General features: G+C 67.3%; 20 protein-coding genes. 9 read left to right on the top strand and 11 right to left on the bottom strand.

The genetic code is table 11. The annotated features are described in order from the left end of the window. Positions 1-77: 77 nt before the first annotated feature. The 3 genes from KY500_RS17590 to KY500_RS17580 form a co-directional block, all read right to left on the bottom strand. The gene (locus KY500_RS17590) at positions 78-758 is read right to left on the bottom strand and encodes an amidase domain-containing protein (protein ID WP_219901632.1); all 681 of its coding nucleotides are present in this window, start codon (positions 756-758) and stop codon (positions 78-80) included. Positions 759-867: 109 nt separating this feature from the next. Continuing rightward, on the bottom strand, positions 868-1,974 hold the full coding sequence (locus KY500_RS17585; protein WP_219901631.1) for an amidase domain-containing protein: 1,107 nt from the start codon (positions 1,972-1,974) through the stop codon (positions 868-870). Between the two features lie 191 nt (positions 1,975-2,165). Then, on the bottom strand, positions 2,166-2,975 hold the full coding sequence (locus tag KY500_RS17580) for a M15 family metallopeptidase (protein ID WP_255579526.1): 810 nt from the start codon (positions 2,973-2,975) through the stop codon (positions 2,166-2,168). A gap of 149 nt (positions 2,976-3,124) precedes the next feature. Between KY500_RS17580 and KY500_RS17575 the strand changes: the two genes are divergently transcribed. Next, positions 3,125-3,820 (top strand): NAD(P)H-binding protein, encoded by a 696-nt coding sequence (locus tag KY500_RS17575; RefSeq protein ID WP_219901629.1) that lies wholly within the window; start codon positions 3,125-3,127, stop codon positions 3,818-3,820. A 100-nt stretch (positions 3,821-3,920) separates the two neighbouring features. Beyond that, entirely contained in the window at positions 3,921-5,552 is a 1,632-nt protein-coding gene (locus tag KY500_RS17570) for an HNH endonuclease signature motif containing protein (RefSeq protein WP_219901628.1), read from the top strand. A 64-nt stretch (positions 5,553-5,616) separates the two neighbouring features. Here KY500_RS17570 and KY500_RS17565 read toward each other — a convergent pair whose 3' ends face one another. The 3 genes from KY500_RS17565 to KY500_RS17555 all read right to left on the bottom strand — a co-directional run bounded on the left by KY500_RS17565 (position 5,617) and on the right by KY500_RS17555 (position 8,981). Next, positions 5,617-6,522, bottom strand: a complete 906-nt coding sequence (locus KY500_RS17565; RefSeq protein ID WP_219901627.1) for a carbohydrate ABC transporter permease — start codon at positions 6,520-6,522, stop codon at positions 5,617-5,619. Further along, complete coding sequence (locus KY500_RS17560) at positions 6,519-7,571, bottom strand: carbohydrate ABC transporter permease (RefSeq protein WP_219901626.1); 1,053 nt, start codon at positions 7,569-7,571, stop codon at positions 6,519-6,521. Before KY500_RS17560 ends, KY500_RS17565 begins: the two co-directional genes overlap by 4 nt. Positions 7,572-7,649: 78 nt before the next feature. Beyond that, positions 7,650-8,981, bottom strand: coding sequence for an ABC transporter substrate-binding protein (locus tag KY500_RS17555; RefSeq protein ID WP_219901625.1), 1,332 nt, complete (start codon positions 8,979-8,981; stop codon positions 7,650-7,652). A 279-nt stretch (positions 8,982-9,260) separates the two neighbouring features. Between KY500_RS17555 and KY500_RS17550 the strand changes: the two genes are divergently transcribed. Continuing rightward, positions 9,261-10,289 carry a LacI family DNA-binding transcriptional regulator gene (locus KY500_RS17550; protein WP_219901624.1) on the top strand — a complete coding sequence of 343 codons (1,029 nt, stop codon included), beginning with the start codon at positions 9,261-9,263 and terminating at the stop codon, positions 10,287-10,289. Between the two features lie 51 nt (positions 10,290-10,340). On the opposite strand, the gene KY500_RS17545 is transcribed toward KY500_RS17550, so the two are convergent. Further along, positions 10,341-11,267, bottom strand: a complete 927-nt coding sequence (locus tag KY500_RS17545) for an LLM class F420-dependent oxidoreductase (protein WP_219901623.1) — start codon at positions 11,265-11,267, stop codon at positions 10,341-10,343. Beyond that, entirely contained in the window at positions 11,264-12,169 is a 906-nt protein-coding gene (locus KY500_RS17540) for a site-specific DNA-methyltransferase (RefSeq protein WP_066591889.1), read from the bottom strand. The genes KY500_RS17545 and KY500_RS17540 overlap by 4 nt, the downstream gene beginning before the upstream one ends. A gap of 34 nt (positions 12,170-12,203) precedes the next feature. Between KY500_RS17540 and KY500_RS17535 the strand changes: the two genes are divergently transcribed. Then, positions 12,204-12,524, top strand: a complete 321-nt coding sequence (locus KY500_RS17535; RefSeq protein WP_219901622.1) for a GNAT family N-acetyltransferase — start codon at positions 12,204-12,206, stop codon at positions 12,522-12,524. A 13-nt stretch (positions 12,525-12,537) separates the two neighbouring features. Here KY500_RS17535 and KY500_RS17530 read toward each other — a convergent pair whose 3' ends face one another. Next, the gene (locus tag KY500_RS17530; protein WP_219901621.1) at positions 12,538-13,587 is read right to left on the bottom strand and encodes a biotin/lipoate A/B protein ligase family protein; all 1,050 of its coding nucleotides are present in this window, start codon (positions 13,585-13,587) and stop codon (positions 12,538-12,540) included. 9 nt (positions 13,588-13,596) lie between these two features. Further along, complete coding sequence (locus KY500_RS17525; RefSeq protein WP_219901620.1) at positions 13,597-14,484, bottom strand: alpha/beta fold hydrolase; 888 nt, start codon at positions 14,482-14,484, stop codon at positions 13,597-13,599. 141 nt (positions 14,485-14,625) lie between these two features. Between KY500_RS17525 and KY500_RS17520 the strand changes: the two genes are divergently transcribed. After that, entirely contained in the window at positions 14,626-15,096 is a 471-nt protein-coding gene (locus tag KY500_RS17520) for a MarR family winged helix-turn-helix transcriptional regulator (RefSeq protein WP_219901619.1), read from the top strand. A 5-nt stretch (positions 15,097-15,101) separates the two neighbouring features. Next, positions 15,102-16,484, top strand: coding sequence for an MFS transporter (locus KY500_RS17515; RefSeq protein WP_219901618.1), 1,383 nt, complete (start codon positions 15,102-15,104; stop codon positions 16,482-16,484). 18 nt (positions 16,485-16,502) lie between these two features. On the opposite strand, the gene KY500_RS17510 is transcribed toward KY500_RS17515, so the two are convergent. Next, positions 16,503-17,513, bottom strand: coding sequence for a LacI family DNA-binding transcriptional regulator (locus tag KY500_RS17510; protein WP_219901617.1), 1,011 nt, complete (start codon positions 17,511-17,513; stop codon positions 16,503-16,505). A gap of 162 nt (positions 17,514-17,675) precedes the next feature. On the opposite strand from KY500_RS17510, the gene KY500_RS17505 reads away from it, so the two are divergent. The 3 genes from KY500_RS17505 to KY500_RS17495 are packed head-to-tail and all read left to right on the top strand — an operon-like array spanning position 17,676 to position 21,287. Continuing rightward, a complete protein-coding gene (locus KY500_RS17505) occupies positions 17,676-19,199 on the top strand; it encodes a sugar ABC transporter ATP-binding protein (RefSeq protein ID WP_219901616.1) in 1,524 nt (507 codons plus the stop codon). Beyond that, entirely contained in the window at positions 19,196-20,233 is a 1,038-nt protein-coding gene (locus tag KY500_RS17500; RefSeq protein ID WP_370626838.1) for an ABC transporter permease, read from the top strand. The genes KY500_RS17505 and KY500_RS17500 overlap by 4 nt, the downstream gene beginning before the upstream one ends. Continuing rightward, positions 20,226-21,287 carry an ABC transporter permease gene (locus KY500_RS17495; protein ID WP_219901614.1) on the top strand — a complete coding sequence of 354 codons (1,062 nt, stop codon included), beginning with the start codon at positions 20,226-20,228 and terminating at the stop codon, positions 21,285-21,287. The genes KY500_RS17500 and KY500_RS17495 overlap by 8 nt, the downstream gene beginning before the upstream one ends. Positions 21,288-21,296 lie beyond the last annotated feature (9 nt).

The following is a 21,296-nucleotide window of genomic DNA, read 5'->3' as shown; positions in this document are numbered from 1 at the left end:
TTGCGCGAAAATGCCCCTTCACGAGCCGTGAAGGGGCATTTTTTCGCAAGTGGGCGTGCCGGTGTTGGCCTGGCGAGCTACGGGATGCTCCAGTAGTACGCGGTGCCGCCCGGGTGCTTCTCGGTGATGGCGAAGTCCACCGAGAGGTAGTCGGTGTCGTCGGTGTGCCCGGCGTAGAAGATCTCGATGTCGTCGCCGCTGCCCTCGATGCGCGACACGACGGCGGTGTGGTCGCGGTCGCCGGAGTTGTCCCAGTCGAACTGCACAACGTCACCGAGCTTCACCTGGTCGCGCTGGTCGTCGGTGAGCGCGGTGGCCCGGCCGGAGTCGGCGATGTAGTTCATGAACGCCGTCGAGCTCACCCACGGTGACGAGAAGTCGAAGTCCGAACCGGTGCCGCTGGTCCACCAGTCCTCGTCCATCGCCCAGCCGCGGGCGACAAGCGACTGGCTGGTGAAGTTCACGCAGTCGTTGCCGTCGACCACACCGTATTCGTCGGTGTTGTAGTCGCTCCAGTAGGTGAGCGCGTAGCTCAGCTGGGCCTGCACCGCGGGGTCCACGTCGACCGGGGAGGCCGTGGTCGCGGGGGTCTCACGCGGCTCGGATTCCTGCACGGCGGTGCTGGCGGCATCCGCTGCGGTGGAGGCCTGCGTGGAGTCTCCCTGGCGGGCACCCGAGGCCAAAGCCACCGACCCGACGACGATTCCGCTGAGTACCAAGGCGACAACGCCGATCCGTGCTGGTCGAGCTAAAGCCACAACTACCTCTATTCGGGGGGAGAATCATCAAGCGAACCACAGGTTTGTTTGAAGAGTCTGGGACAGATCCATGAGACTTCCGGTGAGGTCGACTGCGCACGGCTTCGGCCTAGACGACGCTCCAGTAGCTGACGCTGCCGCCCGAGCGGGCCAACGATTCGTCCACCGAACGGTAGTCGGTGTTGTTGGTGTGACCGGCGTAGTAGATCTCGGTTCCGGTGGCGGTGTGCTCGACCCGCGTGACGATGCCGGTGTGGTCCTTGTCGCCGGAATCGTCCCAGTCGAACTGCACGATGTCACCTACCTTGACCTCGGCGCGCTGGTCGGCGCGAAGGGGCGTGGCCCGCTCCGGGTGGGCGGCGAGATAGGCGGCGAAGGCCGTGGAGCTGGCCCAGGCCGGGCTGTACTGGCCGCCGATGAACGACCACTCGGCGTCCATGGTCCAGCCGCGCGCGATGAGGGACTGGCTGGTGAAGTTGACACAGTCATTGCCCGGGATGGCGCCGTAGACGGAGGAGTTGTAGACCTGCCAGTGGGCGAGGACGTAATCGATCTGGGCGGTGATCCGCGGGTCGGGCACGTAGGTGAAAGTGAGTTCCGGCGTCACGGGGGCGATGGTCGCGGCCGCGTCGGTGGCGGTCGCCGCGGCGATGGCGCTGCCGGCGGTGGGTTCGATGGCCTGGGTGAGGGCGGCGGCGGCGACCGAGCTGTGGTCGGCCGAGGTGCCGTCCGTCGACGCTCCGGCTGGCGTGCCCTCGGCGGTGCTGACGCTTGCTCCGCCGACCACCTGCACCGGCGCATCCGTACCAGCGAAGAGGTTCACGGTGACCGAGCCCGTCGTGAGGTCGGTGGCGGCGGGGGTCTGCAGGGTCACGGTGTCGTCGGTCGCCGAGACCACCGTGGCGGGGTTTCCGCCGAAGCTGGCGCTGGTCACGGCGGCGAGGTCGGTGCCGGTGACAGTCACCAGGGTGCCGCCGGTGACCGGGCCGGCCGGGGTTCCGTCAGCCGCGACGACGGCGCTGCGGATGATCGGCTGGGCCGGCTCGATCACCGTGGGCACGGTGATGGTGGCCGAGGGGGTGGGCGTTGCCGTGGTGACGGCAGTGCTGGCCGCGACGGGCGCTGTCGCCACGGCGCTGAAGGCTCCGCTGTCGACGACGAGGCTGCCGACGATCGCGACGACCGTGCAGCCGGCGGTGACGCTTGCGACGATCACCAGGTGGCGCTTTCGCTGCGCCTTCTTCAGTTGGCGTTTGAGTTGTCTGCGGGTGGATTTACGGGAGTCTGGCGAAGGAGCGGGGCGCACGAAGTCGTTTCTCGTCGGCTGGGTGGGGACCCGTTAGGAAAACATGCCCACGTGAGTGAAACCTGTGCGGAGCCTCGTAAACCGCCGCACGGCCCCGCTGATCAGTTGTAGTTGGGTGCCGCCGGCAGGCCGAAGAACTCCTCGAGCGTGGTGACACCGGTGTTGTGCATCTCGGTGGCCAGGTCGATGCCGATGTACCGGAAATGCCAGGGTTCGTACTCGTAGCCGGTCACGTCGACCTTGTCGGCCGGGTAGCGCAGGAGGAAACCGAAACGCCAGGCGTTGGCGGCGAGCCACTGCCCGTGCGGGGTGTCGCCGAAGCAGGCCGCGAGGGAGCACTGGCCGGGCTGGGCGCTGATGTCGATGGTGAGCCCGGTCTGGTGCTCGCTGGTTCCCGGGCGGGCCGTGCTGAGGTCGGCGCCGGCCTGGCCGAGGTTGGCGATGTCCTTGTTATAGACGTTGGTCTGCGTGTCGAAGCTGCGGTAGGCGCTCTGCGATTGCAGCGCCAGCCCGGTCTCGGCGGTGAAGGCGGTGAAGAGCGCGACGACGGCGTCGGAGGCTTCGTGGCGCATCGTCGGCTCGTTGGCGTAGGGAATCGGCACGTCGACGAGGTCGTCCGGGCTGTAGTCCACCGGGTTCAACGGCCTGAGCTTGTCCACGACCACCCAGATGCTGTTGGGGTCGTCGATCGAGTGGGCCGCGCGGTCGAAGGTGGGCGCCGGAGCGGCCTCGGGAGCGGCCGACGGTGACGGCCGCACCGGCTCGGCAGGTGCGGCCGGCGTGGGAGTGCCGGACGGCGTGGCCGGCTGGGCCTGGCCCGTGGAGGTCGACGATGCCGCGCGCCCGGTGACTCCGCCCACGACAACGGCCGTGACCCCGGCCGCGACAAGGAGCACCGCAACTGCTCCCACCAGAGCGCGTCTACGGCGTACTTTCGGTGACGCCCCCCGGCGCGATTCTCCTGTCACGTTGCCGAGCCTAGTCTGCGGATGTGCCGCCTCGGCGCGCTGCTTCTCCATCGTGAGGGAATTCCGACGAACCGGTGAGTGTTCCCCTAGGTATGCGAATTGTTATAGCAGGTGGCCATGGAAAGATCGCTCGAGCCCTCACCCGGGAGCTGAGCCGTGACGGGCACACCGTCGTCGGCCTGATCCGTTCGGAGGAACAGAGCGCCGATCTTCTGCTGGACGGAGGCCAACCGGTGGTGATCGATCTCGAGAACACCACCGTCGAGAAGCTCGCCGAGGTTCTCGCCGGGGCCGACGTCGCGGTCTTCGCGGCCGGAGCAGGAGCCGGAAGCGGTGACGCGCGCAAGAGTTCAGTCGACCTGGGCGCAGCGGTTCTTCTCGCGGACGCCGCAGAGTCCGCCGGTGTGCCTCGGCTGGTGCAGATCTCGTCGACAGGTGCCGACCTCGTGCGCGATGGTGCCACCCCGTCAGACGTCCCCGACGACTTCGTCGCGTACCTCCGCGCCAAGCTCGGCGCCGAGCAGGACCTGGTGCGCCGCGAACTCGCGTGGACCATCGTGCGGCCGGGAAGCCTCACGGACGACACCCCCACCGGGCAGGTGCGTCTTGAGCGCACGGGCCCCGATGAGAGCGGCACCGTGCACCCGGAGACTCAGGGCAGCATTCCGCGCGCCGATGTTGCAGCCGTGCTGGCCGAACTGATCCGTACCGGTGCTGGCGCGCGCGCGACCCTGCACCTCATTTCGGGTCCAGCAAGCGTCTCAGAAGCGGTCGCGATCTTCGCCTGATCACCGAGGGTCCCTCCTCCACAGGGAGGGTTCCGGTGGGGTTCTCCACCGCTGATTCATTGGGATCCGCGGTGTCGGTGGCTGGTGCTTCACTGTTCCCATGGCCACTTCGAATGCCACACCAGGGAACACCCCGGATGACTCTCCGGACGACACCTCCGACGGGTTCTCCGAGGACTACGTCGATCCTGTCGCGGAAGCGATCAGCGCGGTCATCGACCCGCTTGTGGAGAACGAGAAACTCATCGCGGCCGGATACGCGGAACGCACCCGGTTGTTGGCGCAGCTGGATGGGCTCGGCCATGACCGGTGGATCATCGCCGGGCTGTGCGGTGACCCGTTGGAGTCCGGTCGGAACGACATCGACACCCAAAACCACGGTCCCGCGTGGGATGACGAGGAGCTGGCCCGCCGGAGCATGGCCGCCGAGGTCGGCTTCGCCCTGCGACTGAACTCGCAGACGGCGGGCATGATGATCTTCGACGCCGCCCGGTTTGTGGCCCAGCTGCCTGTGTTTCACCGGGCGTTGACCGAGGGCCGGATCGGCTGGGGTCACGCGCTGAGGATGCTCGAGGTCACCGCGGCCCTGCCGGTGGACCTACCTGAACACGTGCTGCCCAAACTGGAGGAGATGGTGTTGCCGGCGGCGGAGAAACTCACCGCCAGCAAGTTCGTCAAGGTCGCTCGGGAGATCATGGAGTCGCTGCACCCGATCCCTCTCCAGGAGCGTGTCAACGCCGGGGTGAAGGAACGCCGGGTGGTCCTCCGCCCCGACATCAACGGCATGTCCTGGCTAAGCGCCTACCTCAAAGCCGACGAAGCCCAAGCGATCTACGAGCGCCTCACCCAAATCGCTAAGACCCTCGACGATGACGACGCTGCTGTTGCTGCTGCATCCGGCGCCGTCTTCACCGCACCTGAACCGGCACCGATCGTCAGCCGTACCCGCGACCAGCGTCGGGCCGACGCCTACCGCGACCTGCTCCTAGACGGAGTCGGCGCTGACGGGAAGCTTGGCCGGGGTATCCGCGGCACCGTCCACATCACCATTCCCGTCCTCACCCTCCTCGACCAGGGCGACCAGCCCGCGATCCTGGACGGTTACGGGCCCATCGACGTGGACACCGCCCGCCGGCTCGCGGGAACGGCGACGAGTTTCATCAGCGTCCTCACCCACCCGCACACCGGCTGCACCCTCTCCATTGGGCGCACCGCTCACGACCCGCCCGCGGACCTGCGGCGCTACGTTCAGATCCGCGACCAAACCTGTCAGGAGCCGGGCTGCAACCGCCGGGCCGTGACCAGCGACATCGACCACACCCAGGCCTGGTCCGGCGGCGGTGACACCAGCGCCGACAACCTCGTCGCCCTCTGCCGAAGCGGCCACCGGTTGAAACACCAAAGCAGCTTCAGCCCCCGACGGCACCCTCACCTGGACCACCCCCGGCGGCAAGACCTACACCAACATCCGAGCGCAGGACCTCACGCGCGCCGCCCTGAACCCACGGACGAACGGGGACGCTTCACCTCGCTCCGCGCAACCGGCGAGGCCCCAGCCGCCGGGCGAAGCGCGCGGGCCAGCGTCTGGGCGCGCGGGTCCGGACGTCGATCCTCCACCGTTCTGACGCCCGGGCACTCCCGCCCGGGTGCGGCGAACGCATCGACCGGCCAGCCCCCGGCCGCAGCCCCGGCCCCGGCCCCGGCCCCGGCCCCGACGAAGCGCACCCGATAGTTCCCCTGTGGTGCGCCCGTCGTAAGCGGTTGGCCAGTCGGCTTCCGAGGATGCGTTGCGGGGCTTAGCCCTTGACGGCCCCCGCCATGATTCCGGAGATGAGCTGCTTACCCGCGAGCACGAACAGGATCAGCAGCGGGAGGGTGGCCAGCACGGCACCGGCGAGCACAACCGAGTAGTCGATGTACCGAGCCGACTGCAGCTGGCTGAGTGCCACCTGGAGCGTCGGGTTCTGCGGTGACACGATCATCGGCCAGAGGAAGTCGGTCCAGGCCATCATGAAGGTGAAGAGCGACAGGATAGCCATCGCGGGGTGCGCCGCCGGCACGGCCACGTTCCAGAACGTGGTGATCATGTTGGCTCCGTCCACTCGGGCGGCTTCGATCAGTTCGTCCGGAATCACGTCGACGAGGTACTGGCGCATGAAGAACACGCCGAACGCCGTGACGAGGGTGGGGATGATGATCGCACCGATGGATCCGGTCCAACCGAACTGACGCATCAGGATGAACAGCGGGATGATGCCGAGCTGGGTGGGAATGGCCATCGTCGCGACGACGAACACCATCAGCCCGTTGCTGCCGCGGAACCGGAGCTTCGCGAACGCGTAGCCGGCGAGAGTGGAGAACGACACCACCGAAACGGTGATGATGGTCGACACGATCACGCTGTTCAGCAGCGCCTGCCAGAACGGCACGGTGTCGAAGACCACGGCCGCGTTCTCCCAGAACTGCCCTCCGGGCAGCAGCGGCGGCCAATCCTGCGACAGCACCGATGACGGGCTCGCGCCCACCACCACGGACCACCACAGCGGGTAGGTGCCGCCGGCGAACAGCGCGATCAGGATGCCATAGGTGAGGAAACCAGGCCGGCGGTCGATGCCGAGGCCCTTGTGCTTGATCTTCTTGGGTGCCGCGGACGCGGATCCGCTGCCGGACGAGGTCTCGGGGCGGGTAATTGTGTCGGTCATGCGCGGGGCTCCTTTGCGCTGTCTCGGAGCGTTCGGGCGAGCTCGCGTTTGGCTTTTTTGACATCGGAGCGACTGTCCGTCGTCGCGATCCGCTGCGAGATCAGGAAGTTGAGCAGGCCGAACGCCACGATGATGAGGAAGAGGATGAAGGCCACGGCTGATGCCTTGCCGAAGTTCTGCCTCTGGAATGCCATCTCCCACAGGTAGAGCACCGTGGTTTGGAATTGCCGGTGCGCTCCTCCCGCGGTGGTGCTTGTTGCGTCATAGAGGCGCGGCTCGGTGAAGATCTGCAGTCCGCCGATGGTGGCGGTGATGATCACGAAGATCATGGTGGGGCGGATGCTGGGCAGCGTGATGGAGAAGAACCGGCGCACGAAGCCGGCGCCGTCGAGGGCGGCGGATTCGTGAATGTCACGCGGAACCGACTGCATCGCGGCGAGAAGGATCAGGGCGTTGTACCCGGTCCACCGCCAGTTCACCATTCCGGCGATGGCCAGGTGGCTGGGCAGCACATCCGTCTTCCATCCGATCGGGTCCACGCCGACGAAGCTGAGCAGGTGGTTCACCAGTCCGCTCTGCTCGCTGAACATGCTGGAGAAGATCAGGGCGACGGCGACCGGCGTGACGACGTAGGGGATGAGAACGCTCATACGCCAGAAGGTCTTGGCGCGCAGGTTCTGGTCGAGGATGGCGGCGATGGCCGTGGCGACAACGAGCTGCGGGATGCTCGAGAGCAGGAAGATGCTCATGGTGTTGAACAGGGAGTTCCAGAACAACGGGTCAGCGAGTTCCGCGGAGTAGTTGTCGAAGCCGACCCACTCCCCCGGCCCGCTGAGCAGGTTCCAGTTGTTGAGGGACACCACAAAGGTGTAAATCAGCGGGAACAGTCCCACAAGACCGAACAGCACGAAGAACGGCGAGATGTACAGGTACGGCGAGAGCTTGACGTCGAGACGGCTCAGCTTGTGCTTATAGGTGAGGGCGCTCGCGCGACCGGGGCGCTTGAGAGGAGCGGGAGCGCTGATCTCTGGTTCGAGTGTTCGTGTCATGTGACTTTCTGCCTTCAAGTCGGGCTCCCCGACGCCTGGATTCGGCGTCGGGGAGCCCGGTCGAGCGGATTCTTGCTACTACTTGTTGGTGATGAGCTGGTCGAACAGCGTCATGGCGTCATCCCAGGCCTTGTCGCCTGAAACACCCTGGTCGAGCGAGATCGCGGACGGGCCGAAGACCTGCTCCTGGATCGTCGAGTCGTCCGGACCCTTGAACTGGGCCTTGACTCCGTCGGCACGCTTGGTGAGGATCTCAGCGATCGGTGCGTCGTTGAAGAACGCGGAGACGCCGGTCGCTTCAGCAAGAGCGGGATCCGTCTGAGCTGCGGTGACGCTCGGGAACGGGCCCTGAGCCTTGAACTCGGCGACCTGCTGGTCAGCGTCGGTCAACCAGGCGGCCAGGTCAGCGGCTTCCTGCGGGTGCTTGGACTGCGTCGGAACGGTCAGGAAGGTTCCACCCCAGTTGGTTGCACCGCCGGGGAAGACGTCGGCGAAGTCCCAGCCTGCGGTCGCGCCGGTGGCGTCGCCGCCGGCGGTCTCAACCTGGCCCTGGACGACTCCGAGCATCCAGCCCGGGCACATGAAGGTCGCGAAGGTTCCGTCGGTGAACGACGCACCCTTGTTCCAATCCCACTGCGACTGCGCGGCGGAGAGGCCCTTGCTGTCAGCCGTTGCCAGCTTCGTCCAGGCCGCCTTGAGGTCGGCGTTGTCAACGACGTTGAGCTCGCCATCCGAGGTGTAGTAACCCTCGTCCATCTGGTTCACCATGGAGTTCCAGATGAAGCCGGACTGGTCGAACCACGCCTTGCCGGTTGCCTTCTGGTACTGCTCTCCGAGTGCGAAGTAGCTGTCCCAGGTTGCGTCGTTGCCGCCGAGTGCTGCGGCAACGTCGGCGCGGTCGGTCGGGAGCCCCGCTGCGGCGAAAGCCTTGCTGTTGTAGCACAGGCCCTCCGGGCCGATGTCGGTGCCGTAGCCGATGATGCGGCCGTCCGCGTCGGTGCCCTGGGCGAGCTTCCACGGAACCCACCGGTCCTTGATCTTGTCTGCGCCATAGTCGGAGAGATCGACGAACTGGTCTGACACGTCCATGATCGAGCCGAGCCAGCCCTCTTCCACGGCGGTGACGTCGGACAGTCCGCTTCGGGCGGCGATCTTGGTGAACGCATCCGTACGAGCGTTGCCACCCGTGTCGATGTTGTTGGCCTTGATCGTGATGCCCGGGTTTTCCTTCTCGTACTGTGCGTACAAGTCGGCCATACCCATGCTGCCGAACGTGGTGACGGTCAGCTCGATGGGGTTGTCGCCTGATGCGTTGTCGGTGCCGGCCGAGGAACAGCCGGTCGCGATCAGGGCGAAGGATGCGGCGCAGGCTACTGCGGCCCCAACCTTGGTGCGTTGTGAGAACTTCACTTTCACTCCTTTGTGTGCGTGTGCGTGTGCGTGTGCGAATGCGGAACGTGTGTGCGGGAACAGTTGTCGTACCGGCGAACGCCTCCGGGGACACGCTCACCGACCATAGATGAGAGCGCTCTCATCAACTGCGTGAGAGCGCTCTCATTGATCACCGCCACCTTAGGACACCATCGGAGCGCTTGTCAAGGCGACTCGGTCGCCGGTCGCGAACCGGCGTGGCGAAGACCGCACAGCGCGCTGTGCGCCCCAGACGAACTTGCGAAATAGAATGACCCCATGACATTGGGAACCCGGAGTGCGCGGCCTCCCGCGCCAACCCTCGAGATGGTGGCCGCCGCCGCGGGCGTGTCCCGAGCCACGGTCAGCCGGGTCGTCAACGGCTCGCCGAAGGTGCGGCCCGAGGTCGTGGAGTCGGTGCAGGCGGCCATCGAGCAGCTCAACTACGTGCCCAACCGGGCCGCCCGATCGCTGGCCAGCCACCAGACGCAGTCCGTGGCCCTGGTCGTGCCCGAAGACATGACGAAGTTCTTCGGCGACCCCTACTTCGCCGCTGTCGTGCAGGGCATCACGCAGCGCCTCGACGAGAGCGACTACACGCTCAACCTGCTCGTCGCCTCGAGCGACCCCCGGCACAAGACCATGCGCTACCTGCGCTCGGGCAACGTCGACGGCGCCCTGGTCATCTCGCACCACACCGGGGACAATTTTGTGGCCAACCTCGAGTCCACCATGCCCGTCGTCTTCGGTGGTCGGCCCACCAATCACTCCGGAGCCGACAACTACTTCGTCGACGTCGACAACGTCGCGGGTGCGATCAGCGGCGTGCAGCACCTCATCGACATCGGCCGGCACCGGGTCGGCACCGTCACCGGCCCCGTCGACATGCCCGCCGGTATCGACCGCCTCAACGGGTTCCGCCACGCGCTGGGCCAGGCCGGGCTGCCGGCGGATGCCGTGGAGCACGGTGACTTCACGGCCGCCGGCGCCGCCGCCGCCACCCGCCGCCTGCTCGAGCACAGCCCCGACATCGACGCACTCTTCGTGGCCAGCGACCTGATGGCCGTGGGCTCCATGGCCGTGCTGGCCGAACTGGGCCGAGCCGTTCCGCGGGACATCGCGGTGGTGGCCTTCGACGACAGCCCGGCCGCGCTGTCCGGCCCGATCTCGCTCACCACGGTGAGCCAGCCGTCCAAGGAGATGGGCTTCGCCATGGCCGACCTGCTGCTGCGCCTGCTGGCCGGCGACGACGCCGTACCGCACCACAACATCATGCCGACCCGTCTGGTGCTGCGCGACTCAGCCTGACGCGACCCAGCCTCATGCGGGCCGCGCTGAAACGGGCCGGCCTGAAGCGGGTCAGCCCAGCTGCGGCACGACCTCGCGCGCGATGAAGTCCAGATGATCGAGGTCGGCCAGATCCATGATCTGCAGATAGACGCACTCCACGCCGTCCTCGGCGAGCGCGCCGAGCCGATCGACGATCTCGCTCGTGGTTCCGGCGATCCCGTGCTCGCGCAGCTCCCCGGGCTCGCGGCCAACGGCGGCGGCCCGGCGCGCGAACTCGGCCTCGTCCGCACCGGCGACCGCGATGAGCGCGGTCGAGTACACCAGCTCGCGGGGGTCCCGGCCCACCGCTTCGCAGGCGCGGCGCACCCCGGCGAACTTGCCCGGGATGTCGGCGAACTCTGGGAACGGCAGGTTGAACTCGGTGGCGAAGCGCGCGGCCAGCGCCGGGGTGCGCTTGGCGCCGCCGCCGCCCACGATCACCGGCACGCGGGCTTGGCTGGGCTTGGGCAGGGCGGGCGAGTCGGCGAGTGTGTAGTGCTCGCCGGCGAAGCTGTAGGTCTGGCCCACCGGGGTCTCCCAGAGGCCGGTCACGATCTCGAGCTGCTCCTCGAGCATGCCGAACCGTTTCGCCGGGAACGGGATCCCGTAGGCCAGGTGTTCCTGTTCGAACCAGCCGGTGCCCAGGCCCAGCTCCACACGGCCCTTCGACATCTGGTCCACCTGGGCCACCTGGATCGCCAGGATCCCCGGCGGCCGGTAGGTGACCGACGACACCAGGGTGCCGAGCCGGATGCGCTCGGTCTCGCGGGCGAGACCCGCCAGCGTGGTCCAGGCATCCGTCGGCCCCGGCAGCCCCGAGACGTGATCGCCCATCGCGAGGTAGTGGTCGGAGCGGAAGAAGGCGTCGAAGCCGAGCGTCTCGGTGGCCTGCGCGACCGCGAGGATGTCATCGTAGCTGGCACCCTGCTGGGGCTCGGTGAAAATGCGGAGTCTCATGCTCCCAGTCTTGTCTCCCGCTCGGCGTCGACGAAATCGACCTCGGGTAGCCCGCCGAGCCGCTCGTGCATCACGGCAAGGGACTCGGGGTTCTGGTCGATGAGGAGGAAGCGGCGGCCGAGCGCGGCGGCGACGGCGCCCGTGGTGCCGCTGCCGGCAAAGAAGTCCAGCACCCAGTCGCCCTCCCGGCTGGACGCCTGGATCATGCGGCGCAGGATGCCCACGGGCTTCTGCGTGGGATACCCGGTCTTCTCCTTGCCCGTGGGCGAGACGATGGTGTGCCACCAGACATCCGTGGGCAGCTTGCCCTTGGCCACCTTCTCGGGCGTCACCAGGCCCGGGGCCATGTACGGCTCGCGGTCGACCGTGCTGGAGTCGAAGTAGTAGCTCTTGGGGTTCTTCACGTAGACCAGGATCGTGTCGTGCTTGGTGGGCCAGCGGTTCTTCGACTTGGCGCCGTAGTCGTAGGCCCAGATGAGCTCGTTGAGGAAGCACTCCCGGCCGAAGAGGGCGTCGAGCAGCACCTTGGCGTAGTGCGCCTCGCGGTAGTCGAGGTGCAGGTAGAGCGTGCCGTCGTCGGCGAGCAGCCGCCAGGCCTCGATCAGCCGGGGCTCGAGGAACGCCCAGTAATCCTCGAACTGGTCGTCGTAGCCGAGCAGGTCACCCTTGATGCGCTCGTACCGCTGGCCCTTGAAACCCGTGATCGTGCCGGCCGCGTGCGCGCCGCTGGCCTGAGTGCTGCGCACCGACGTGGTGGCCTGCCGCTTCTGCGACCGGCCGGTGTTGAACGGCGGGTCGAGGTAGATGAGCGTGAACGCGCCGTCGGGAAGCGTCGGCAGCACCTCGAGGTTGTCGGCCTCGATGACCCTGCTGGGAGAGGCCTGAGTCCATGCGTTTGGCATTCCCTCATTCTGTCAGTCGGCCTACGCTGTTCCGATGACGACCGACGAATTGACGACAGACGGATCCGGCGCTCGGGTGGAGCACGAGCCCGAGGTCTCTCGCTACACCCTCTGGCAGGACGGCGAGCCCGTCGGCCTGGCCGACTACCGCATCGAGGGCGAGGAACTGCGCTTCACCCACACCGAGGTGGACCCGGCCCGGCGTGACCACGGCTTGGCGAGCATCCTGGTGGAGGGCGCCCTGGACGACGTGCGCACCCGCACCGACTTCACGGTGGTGGCCGAATGCCCGTTCGTCGCCGAATGGATCGACTCGCACGCTGAGTATCAGGACCTGCTGAGCCGCGGTCGGTAGCAGGCGCTCTCGGCTAGGGAACGCGCCCGATCCACTCGGCGGTGCTGAACTTGCTCTCGACGAGGCCGGCGGCCTTGGCATATTCCTCGTCGGTGATGTCTCCCGGCGTGGCCCCATAGAGGCTTGTGAACGTCTGCTTCATGCGGTCGATGATCTCGGCCCGGCTGAGGCCGGTCTGGCTGCGCAACGGATCGACGCGCTTCGCGGCACTGGTGATGCCCTTGTCGCTGAGCTTCTCCCGGCCGATGCGCAGCACCTGCACCATCTTCTCGCCGTCCATGTCGTAGCTCATGGTCACGTGGTGCAGCACGGCGCCGCTGCCGAGCCGCTTCTGCGCGGCGCCACCGATCTTGCCTGTGGGGCTCGTGATGTCGTTGAGCGGCTGGTAGTGGGCATCAATGCCGAGTGATTTGAGGGCCGTGATGACCCACTCGTCGAGGAAGGCGTAGGAGTCGGCGAAGGTCATGCCGTGCACGAGCTCGGTGGGCACGTAGATCGAGTAGGTGATCACGGAGCCGGCTTCCATGAACATGGCGCCGCCACCGCTCACCCGGCGCACCACGGTGAAGCCGTGCTTCTCGGCGTTGACAGCGTCGACCTCGTTCTTCAGCGACTGGAAGCTGCCGATCACGACGGCCGGCTCGTTCCATTCCCAGATACGCAGAGTGGGCTGGCGCCGTCCTTCGCCCACCTCGACGGCCAGAACCTCGTCGAGCGCCATCTGCATCACCGGCGGCACTGCCTTGGTGTGGATGAGCTGCCAGTCGTAGTCGCGCCAGCTGCTGGCGTGGGCCAGCGAGCGCCGCACGGCCACTGCCACGGATTCGGGTGAGAAGCCGAGAAGAGTGGCGCCCGCCGGCAACGCGGCCCGCACTGCCGCGGCGATGGTGGCCGCGTCGCTGTCGGCGGAGAGCCCGTTCACCGCGTCGTTGATGTCCTCGAGAGCGTCGTCGGGTTCGAGGAAGAAGTCGCCGGCGAGCCGGAAACCGCTGATGACGTTGTCGACGACCTCGAGGTCGACCACAACGAGCTTGCCGCCAGGAACCTTGTATTCACCATGCATGAGCACAGCCTAATCGTCGGTCGCGCTCGATCCGGCGGGCTCGGGGAGGTGTGCGTCCAGCCAGGACACCAGGTCGGCGAGCACCTCGTCGCGGTTGGTCTCGTTGAACACCTCGTGCCGGGCGCCGGGGTAGACGATCACCCGCACATCCGTCAGCCCCGACCGGCGCTGGTAGACCTGGGCAAGCTTCTGCGCGCTGCGCTCCCCGCCGACCGGGTCGTCACCGCCGACCTGAATGAGCAGGGGCAGCCCGGCGGGGAGGCCGCGAGCCGGGCGGCCGAGGATGCGGGCGGCATCCCGCAGCCCGAACAGCCTGGCCAACGGCACACTCGTCGTGAGCGGATCGGCCACGAACGCCGCCGCCACGGCCGGGTCCCGGCTGAGCCACTCGGCGCCGGTCGAGCCCAGATGCTTGTGCTTGCGGTTGAGGTCACCGCTGTCGAGATAGCCGGGCCAGCGGTAGGCAGTGCCGGTGAGAACGACGGCCTGGTAGTCGTCGGGATGCTGGTTCACGAGCATCTGGGCCATGAACGACCCCCAGCTGTGCCCGACCAGCACCAGCGGCAAGGGCGGAACTCCAGGCTCGGCCCGCGCGAGACGGCGGATCTCGGCGGTGAAGCCGTGCACGGCGGCAACAGCCGCACGCAGACCGCCCGGGCCGAGCCGGCCGAGCATGTCGGCGTCGCCGCCGTGCTGGCGCATCCCGGTCTGCCCGTGGCCGCGGTGATCGTCGGCGTAAACGGTGTACCCGGCCAGGTTCAGCGCGCGCGCCACCTCGCGGTAGCGCAGGGCATGTTCACCCACCCCGTGCACGAGCTGCACGATGCCGCGGGGATGGTCGACCGGCCAGGCGTAGTACACGATGGGGACGCCGTATTCGTCAATGAAGGTGGGCACGGGCTCATTCTGCCGTAACTGGTGCCCATCCGGACATCTGCACCCGGCACACCGGGTGCAATTGTCTGAAGCGGGACCAGTTGGGACCACAGCAGGGGCGCGGGAATCATTAGCATGGCTAATTTGTTAGGCTAAGTAATCATGATTCTCCTTCCTCCGACTCACCCTGCCGCGGCGGCGCACACCAAGCGCCGCACCGTCGCCGAACTGAGCCACGACTTCCGGCTGGCCAACGGCCGGCTTGCCCGGCGAGTGCGCCAGGAACAGGCCGAAAACGAACTCACCGGCGGCCAGTTCTCGGCCCTCGGCGCCGTCTTCCGGCTGGGGCCGATGACCCTCAGCGCGCTCAGCGACGAGGAACGGGTCACCCCGCCCTCGATGAATCGCACCGTGAATGCACTGGTGCAAGCGGGCCTGGTCGATCGGGCCGGCTCGGCCGAGGACGGCCGCAAGGTCATCCTCACCGCCACCCCGGCCGGGCTGGCCCTTGTGAAGGAGACTCGCCGACGCCGCGATGACTGGATCGCCAAGCGCATCCTGCGGCTCACCCCCGAGCAGCGCCAGGTTCTGGCCGCCGCCACCGACATCATGAAGGAGCTCACCGACAGTTGAGTGCAATGTTCCGCTCTCTGAGCGTCGTCAATTACAGGATCTGGTTCGCCGGTGCCCTGGTGTCCAATGTGGGCACCTGGATGCAGCGCACGGCCCAGGACTGGATCGTGCTGACCCAGCTCACCGATTACAACGCCACCGCAGTGGGCATCGTGATGGCCCTGCAATTCGGGCCGCAACTCGTGCTGATGCCGTGGTCGGGCCTCATCGCGGACAGGTTCGACCGGCGCAAGCTGCTGATGCTCACGCAGACCCTGATGGGCATGCTGGCCCTTGGCCTGGGCATCATCACCGTCACGGGCGTAGTCGAGCTGTGGCACGTCTACCTCTTCGCCCTTGGTCTGGGCGTGGTGGCCGCCATCGACGCCCCCGCCCGGCAGACCTTCGTCTCCGAGCTGGTTCCCGACGACAACCTCTCGAACGCCGTGGCGCTCAACTCGGCTTCGTTCAACGGCGCCCGGCTGATCGGCCCGGCCGTAGCCGGTGTGCTCACGGTGGCGGTCGGCGCCGGCTGGGTTTTCCTGATCAACGCCGTGACCTTCGCCTTCACGGTGTTCGCCATGACCCTCCTCCGCACCAAACAACTCCGCAAGCAACCGCGCGCGCCTCGCGAGCGGGGCCAACTGATGGCCGGCTTCCGCTACGTGTGGCACCGACCCGACATCGTCGCCGTGCTGATCACGGTGTTCCTGGTGGGCACCTTCGGGTTCAACTTCGCGATCTTCACCTCCACCATGGCCACCGTGGAGTTCGGCATGGGTGCCAGCGAGTTCGGCATGCTGAGCTCGATCATGGCGGTGGGCAGCGTGGCCGGTGCCCTGCTGTCCGCGCGGCGGAACCGCCCGCGGATGCGCCTGGTGATCGGCGGGGCGTTTTTCTTCGGCCTCTCCTGCACGGTCGCAGCGCTGATGCCCACCTACCTCACCTTCGCGATCTCGCTCGCGTTCGTGGGGCTCGCCTCGCTCACCCTGATGACCACGGCGAACGCCTATGTGCAGACCACCACCGAGCCCGCCATGCGCGGCCGGGTGATGGCGCTGTACATGGCGATCTTCGCCGGCGGCACGCCCCTCGGCGCCCCGCTGGTGGGCTGGGTGGCCGACCAGTACGGTCCGCGGTGGTCGATCGGCGTCGCCGCAGTGTCGGGGCTGCTCGCGGCCGCCGTCGTGCTGTTCTGGATGATCAAATATCAGCGCCTGCGCGTGCGCATCCGGCCGCGCACCTCACCCCGCACGGCACGGTTCCATGTGCGGCACCGGGGCGACGGGCATCCGCTCACCTCGGCCATCCGCGTCGTGTCGGAGAAGGCCGCAGCCGCGGAACGCGACCGTGATCGAGAGACCGCGACGCGGGAGATCGCCGTCATCGAGGCGACAACTCCGCGCTGAAACGCTCCGCTGAGCGGATCAGCCCGCGGTCGACGCCCGCACGACAAGCTCGGGCTGGAAGACGATCTGCTCGGGCACGAACGAGTCGCCGGCCTCGGCCTCACGCAGGAGCAGGTCCACGGCCGTGAAACCGATCAGGGCGCTGGGCTGGCGGATCGACGAGAGCGGCACCACGGCCGCCGAGGCGAACGCGATATCGTCGTACCCGATGAGGGCGATTTCGTCGGGCACGCGGATGTCGCCGGACATGTTCAGGGCCTGCAGCAGGCCCAGTGCCAGGAGATCATTGGCCGCGAAGATCGCGTCCGGCCGGTCCTCCGGCCGGCGCGCCAGCAGCGCCTGTCCCACTCGACGGCCTTCCAGCACCGTGAGCGATCCCGTCTCGACGGTTTCCAGGGACACCCCGGCGTTCTCGGCCACGGCAGCGCGGGCGCCGTCCAGTCGATCGCTGACCTGACGGATGCCGCGGGGCCCGCCGACGAAGGCGAGGCGGGAACGCCCCACTTCGATGAGGTGACGTGCGGCGAGGTGACCCCCGGCCACATCGTCCACGGCCACCGACGAGAAGCTGCGGTCCTCGGTCTGGCGGTCCACCAGCACGGTGGGCGTGCCTCGGCGCCGCAGCCGGCTGAGCTGCTCACCGCTGTCACCGAGCGGCGAAATGAGCACACCATGCACCCTCTGCTCCTCGAACAGGTCCAGGTAGGCGCTCTCGCGCGCGGCCGTCTCGTCACTGTTGCCGAGCAGCACGGTCAACCCAGCCTGCGCGGCACGGTCCTCCGCACCCCGGGCGAGGTCGGTGAAGAACGGGTTGCCCACATCGAGGACGACGAGGCCGATGCTGCGGCTGCGGCCTGCCCTGAGTTGGCGGGCCGCGTCGTTGCGCACGAATCCGAGCAGCTCGATGGCGGCGTGAACCCGGGAGACTGTTCCGGCAGAGACCTTGTCCGGCCGGTTGAGCACATTGGACACGGTCCCCACGGAGACGCCGGCCTCCGCGGCCACATCGCGCACGCTGATTGATGTCACCGACTCTCCTTCACCCGCGGATGGATGGATTGCAGTTTAGCGTCAGATTGAAACGAATCACCAAGATTGCTTGACAGTATCTCGCCGTCGACATAGATTTCTCCCCAGTCGATTAAAACGATTCAACTTTCCTCCTTCAGCGTCGAAGAATAGGTCCTGTCTATGACGATCAACCCCGGCTTGTCCGGTCCCGCCGCCCTCGAACTCCGAAGCGTGGCCAAGTCCTTCGGCCCGGTCGTCGCCCTCGCCTCGGCCGATCTCAGCGTGCAGATGAACTCGATCCACGCGCTGGTCGGTGAGAACGGCGCGGGCAAGTCCACCCTCGTGAAGATCATTGCGGGGCTCTACCAGCGCGATGCTGGCGAGTTCCTGCTGCGCGGCCAGAGTGTGGACTTCACCTCCACGGCGCAGTCCAAGGCCGCGGGCATCGCGGTGATCTATCAGGAACCCACCCTCTTCCCCGACCTGTCGGTGACCGAGAACATCTTCATGGGCCGCCAGCCCACGAACCGCTTCGGCCGCATCGACCGCAAGCGGATGCGTGCCGAAGTAGAGCAGCTCTTCGCCCGGCTCTCGGTGCGCATGGGCCCGGACCGCCCGGCCGAGGGCCTGTCGATCGCGGACCAGCAGATCATTGAGATCTCCAAGGCCATCTCCCTGGACGCCCGGGTGCTCATCATGGACGAGCCGACCGCGGCGCTCAGCGGGGTGGAGGTGGACCGCCTCTTCGCCGTGGCCAGAAGCCTGCGAGATGAGGGCCGGGCGATCGTGTTCATCTCCCACCGTTTCGACGAGGTGTTCGCCCTCTGCGACACCATCACCGTAATGCGAGACGGCCGATACATCTCCACCGACCGTATCGAAGACACCAGCGTGAATGAGATCGTTCGGCGGATGGTTGGCCGCGACATCACCGACCTCTTCCCCAAGCAGGAGGCCGCTGTCGGTGAGACCATCCTCGAGGTGGCCGGGCTCAGCTCTGCCGGCGTCTTCCACGACATCACCTTCTCGGTGCGCAGCGGCGAGATCGTGGGCCTGGCCGGGCTGGTGGGCGCGGGCCGCAGCGAGGTCGCCCGCGCGATCTTCGGTGTGGACACGTACGATTCCGGCTCCGTGACCATGGCGGGCCGGCGGGTGCCACGGCGGAACCCCGTCGCCGCGATGAACCTGGGTCTCGCCCTGGTGCCGGAGGACCGGCGCAAGCAGGGCCTGGTGATCGACTCCAGCGTGGCCCGCAACACCACGATGTCGATCCAACGCACTCTCACCACTGCGGGCCTGCTGCGGTCCTCCGCCGAGAACGCGGCAGCACGCATCTGGGCCAGCCGCCTCGAGGTGAAGACCAATGCCCTCGACACCGTCGCCGGCACTCTCAGCGGCGGGAATCAGCAGAAGGTCGTGCTGGCCAAATGGCTGGCCACGAACCCTCGGGTGCTGATCATCGACGAGCCCACCCGCGGCATCGACGTCGGCACCAAGGCCGAGGTGCACCGTCTGCTGAGCGAATTGGCCGGCCGGGGCATGGCGATCCTGATGATCTCGTCAGAGCTGCCGGAGGTCCTCGGCATGGCCGATCGGGTTCTGGTCATGTGCGAGGGACGCATCACCGCCGACATCGACCGGGCCGACGCCAGCAGCGAAACCGTCATGTACGCCGCAACCCACGCAACGGAGCACGCCAAGTGACCACAGTGACGCCTCCAAAGGCCCAACCTGCCCTGCATGCCCTGCATGCCCTGAAATCCTTCGCCGGAGCCCGGGAGACCAGCATCCTGCTCGCCCTGGTCCTGGTGATCGTGGCCGCGACCGCCGTGAACCCCAACTTCATCTTCAGCTCGGATGGCTGGCGCGACCTGCTCCTGACCCCGTCCATCCTGATCCTGGTGGCGATCGGCCAGGCGATCGTGATCATCACCCGCAGTGTCGACCTGTCGGTCGGGTCGGTGCTCGGATTGAGCGCTTACCTCACCGGCCGGCTGTTCATCGACATTCCGGGCATCCCGATCGCGGTGGTCTTCCTCGCCGGCATCGCGATGGGCGCCCTCCTCGGGCTGATCAACGGAGCCCTTGTCGCATTCGCCCGGGTTCCCGCCCTAGTGATCACCCTGGGCACGCTCTACGCCTATCGCGGCATCAACGTCTTGTGGGCCGGCAGCGACCGGATCAACGCCTCTGACATGCCGAAGGACTTCCTCGCCCTCGGCACGGGCGCCGTCCTGGGGATTCCCCTCCTCACCATCATCGCCCTCGTCGTCTTGGTCATCGCCGCCTGGTACATGCGCAACACCAGGGGCGGTCGCGAGTTCTATGCGATCGGGTCGGAGCCGGCTGCTGCCGAGCTCTACGGACTCAAGGTGACCAGGCGCATCCTGATCGCCTTCATCGTCTGCGGCAGCCTGGCCGGCCTGGCCGGAGTGCTCTACGCAGCCCGGTACGGCACCATCAACTCCCAGGCCGGCAGCGGCTTCGAACTGGATGCCGTCGGCGCGGCGGTGATCGGCGGCGTCGCCATCTTCGGCGGCAGCGGAACGGTCTGGGGAGCCGCCCTGGGCGCCGCCCTGCTGCTCACCATCAACCGGGCCTTGCCGATCCTGGGGGTTCCGGATTTCTGGCAGCGAGCCGTGGTGGGAGCGCTCATCATCGGCGCCATCGTCCTCGACCGGATTCTCGCCCTGCGCCAATCGCGCAAGCTTCTCGAAGAAAGAGACGTCAATGAGTGACACGACGGTCCACGGCGCTGCCGCTACGCGAACCTACCGCGACTATGGACACCCCCTCTGGCGTCGGCTCCTGCTGACCAGGGAGAGCGCCGTCATCGTGCTCCTGCTGATCGTGATCGGGATCGCGACGCTGCGGGTGAACAACTTCGGCAGCCCCCTCACCCTCACCTACCTACTCCTGGATGTGGCCCCGATCCTGCTGATCGCCCTGCCGATGACCCTCATCATCATCACCGGCGAGATCGATCTGTCGGTCGCCAGCATGGTCGGGCTGAGCAGCGTCCTGGTGGGCATCCTGCACCAGGGCGGCCTCAGCATCCCCGTCGCCGGGCTTCTGGCCATCGTGGTCGGCTGCATCGGCGGGGCGATCAACGGGTTCCTGGTCACCGTCGTCGGCCTGCCGTCCCTGGCGGTCACCATCGGATCACTGGCGCTGTACCGCGGTCTGGCCGTCGGGCTGCTCGGTACGACCGCCGTCACGGATTTCCCGCAGTTCTGGACCGACCTGGCAAAGTCGAAGATCGGGGCCACCGCCCTGCCGACCGTCATGATCCCCTTCCTCATCCTGCTCGTGGTGTTCGCGCTCCTGCTGCACTTCACGCCGTTCGGCCGGGGCATCTACTCGATCGGCCTGAGCCCGGAGGCGGCAACCTTCTCCGGGGTTCACGTGAACCGCACCAAGTTCATCCTCTTCGTGCTCGCGGGCGGCGTCTCGGCTCTGGCCGGCATCTACTACACACTGCGCTTCGGCAGCGCCAGGGGCGACAACGCCACGGGGCTGGAGCTGCAGGTCATCGCGGCCGTGCTTCTGGGCGGCGTGTCCATCTTCGGCGGCCGGGGCGCCCTGCACGGAGTCATCGCCGGTGTGCTGCTCATCGGAGTGCTGGGCAGCGCGCTCCGGCTCGCCAACGTCACCGCGGACGTCATCAACATCATCACCGGGGTGCTCCTCGTGCTCTCGGTGGTGTCCACGAGCTTTCTGGTCTGGCTGCAGAACACCCTGCAGCGAGCCGGAAGATCCAGAAAAGGCCGCACCACCGCCCCCTCGGCGTAGGCCCGCACT

Origin of the sequence: Cryobacterium sp. PAMC25264 (genome assembly GCF_019443325.1) — a bacterium.
Taxonomy (GTDB): Bacteria; Actinomycetota; Actinomycetes; order Actinomycetales; family Microbacteriaceae; genus Cryobacterium.
This window is presented reverse-complemented; position numbering and strand designations above follow the sequence as displayed.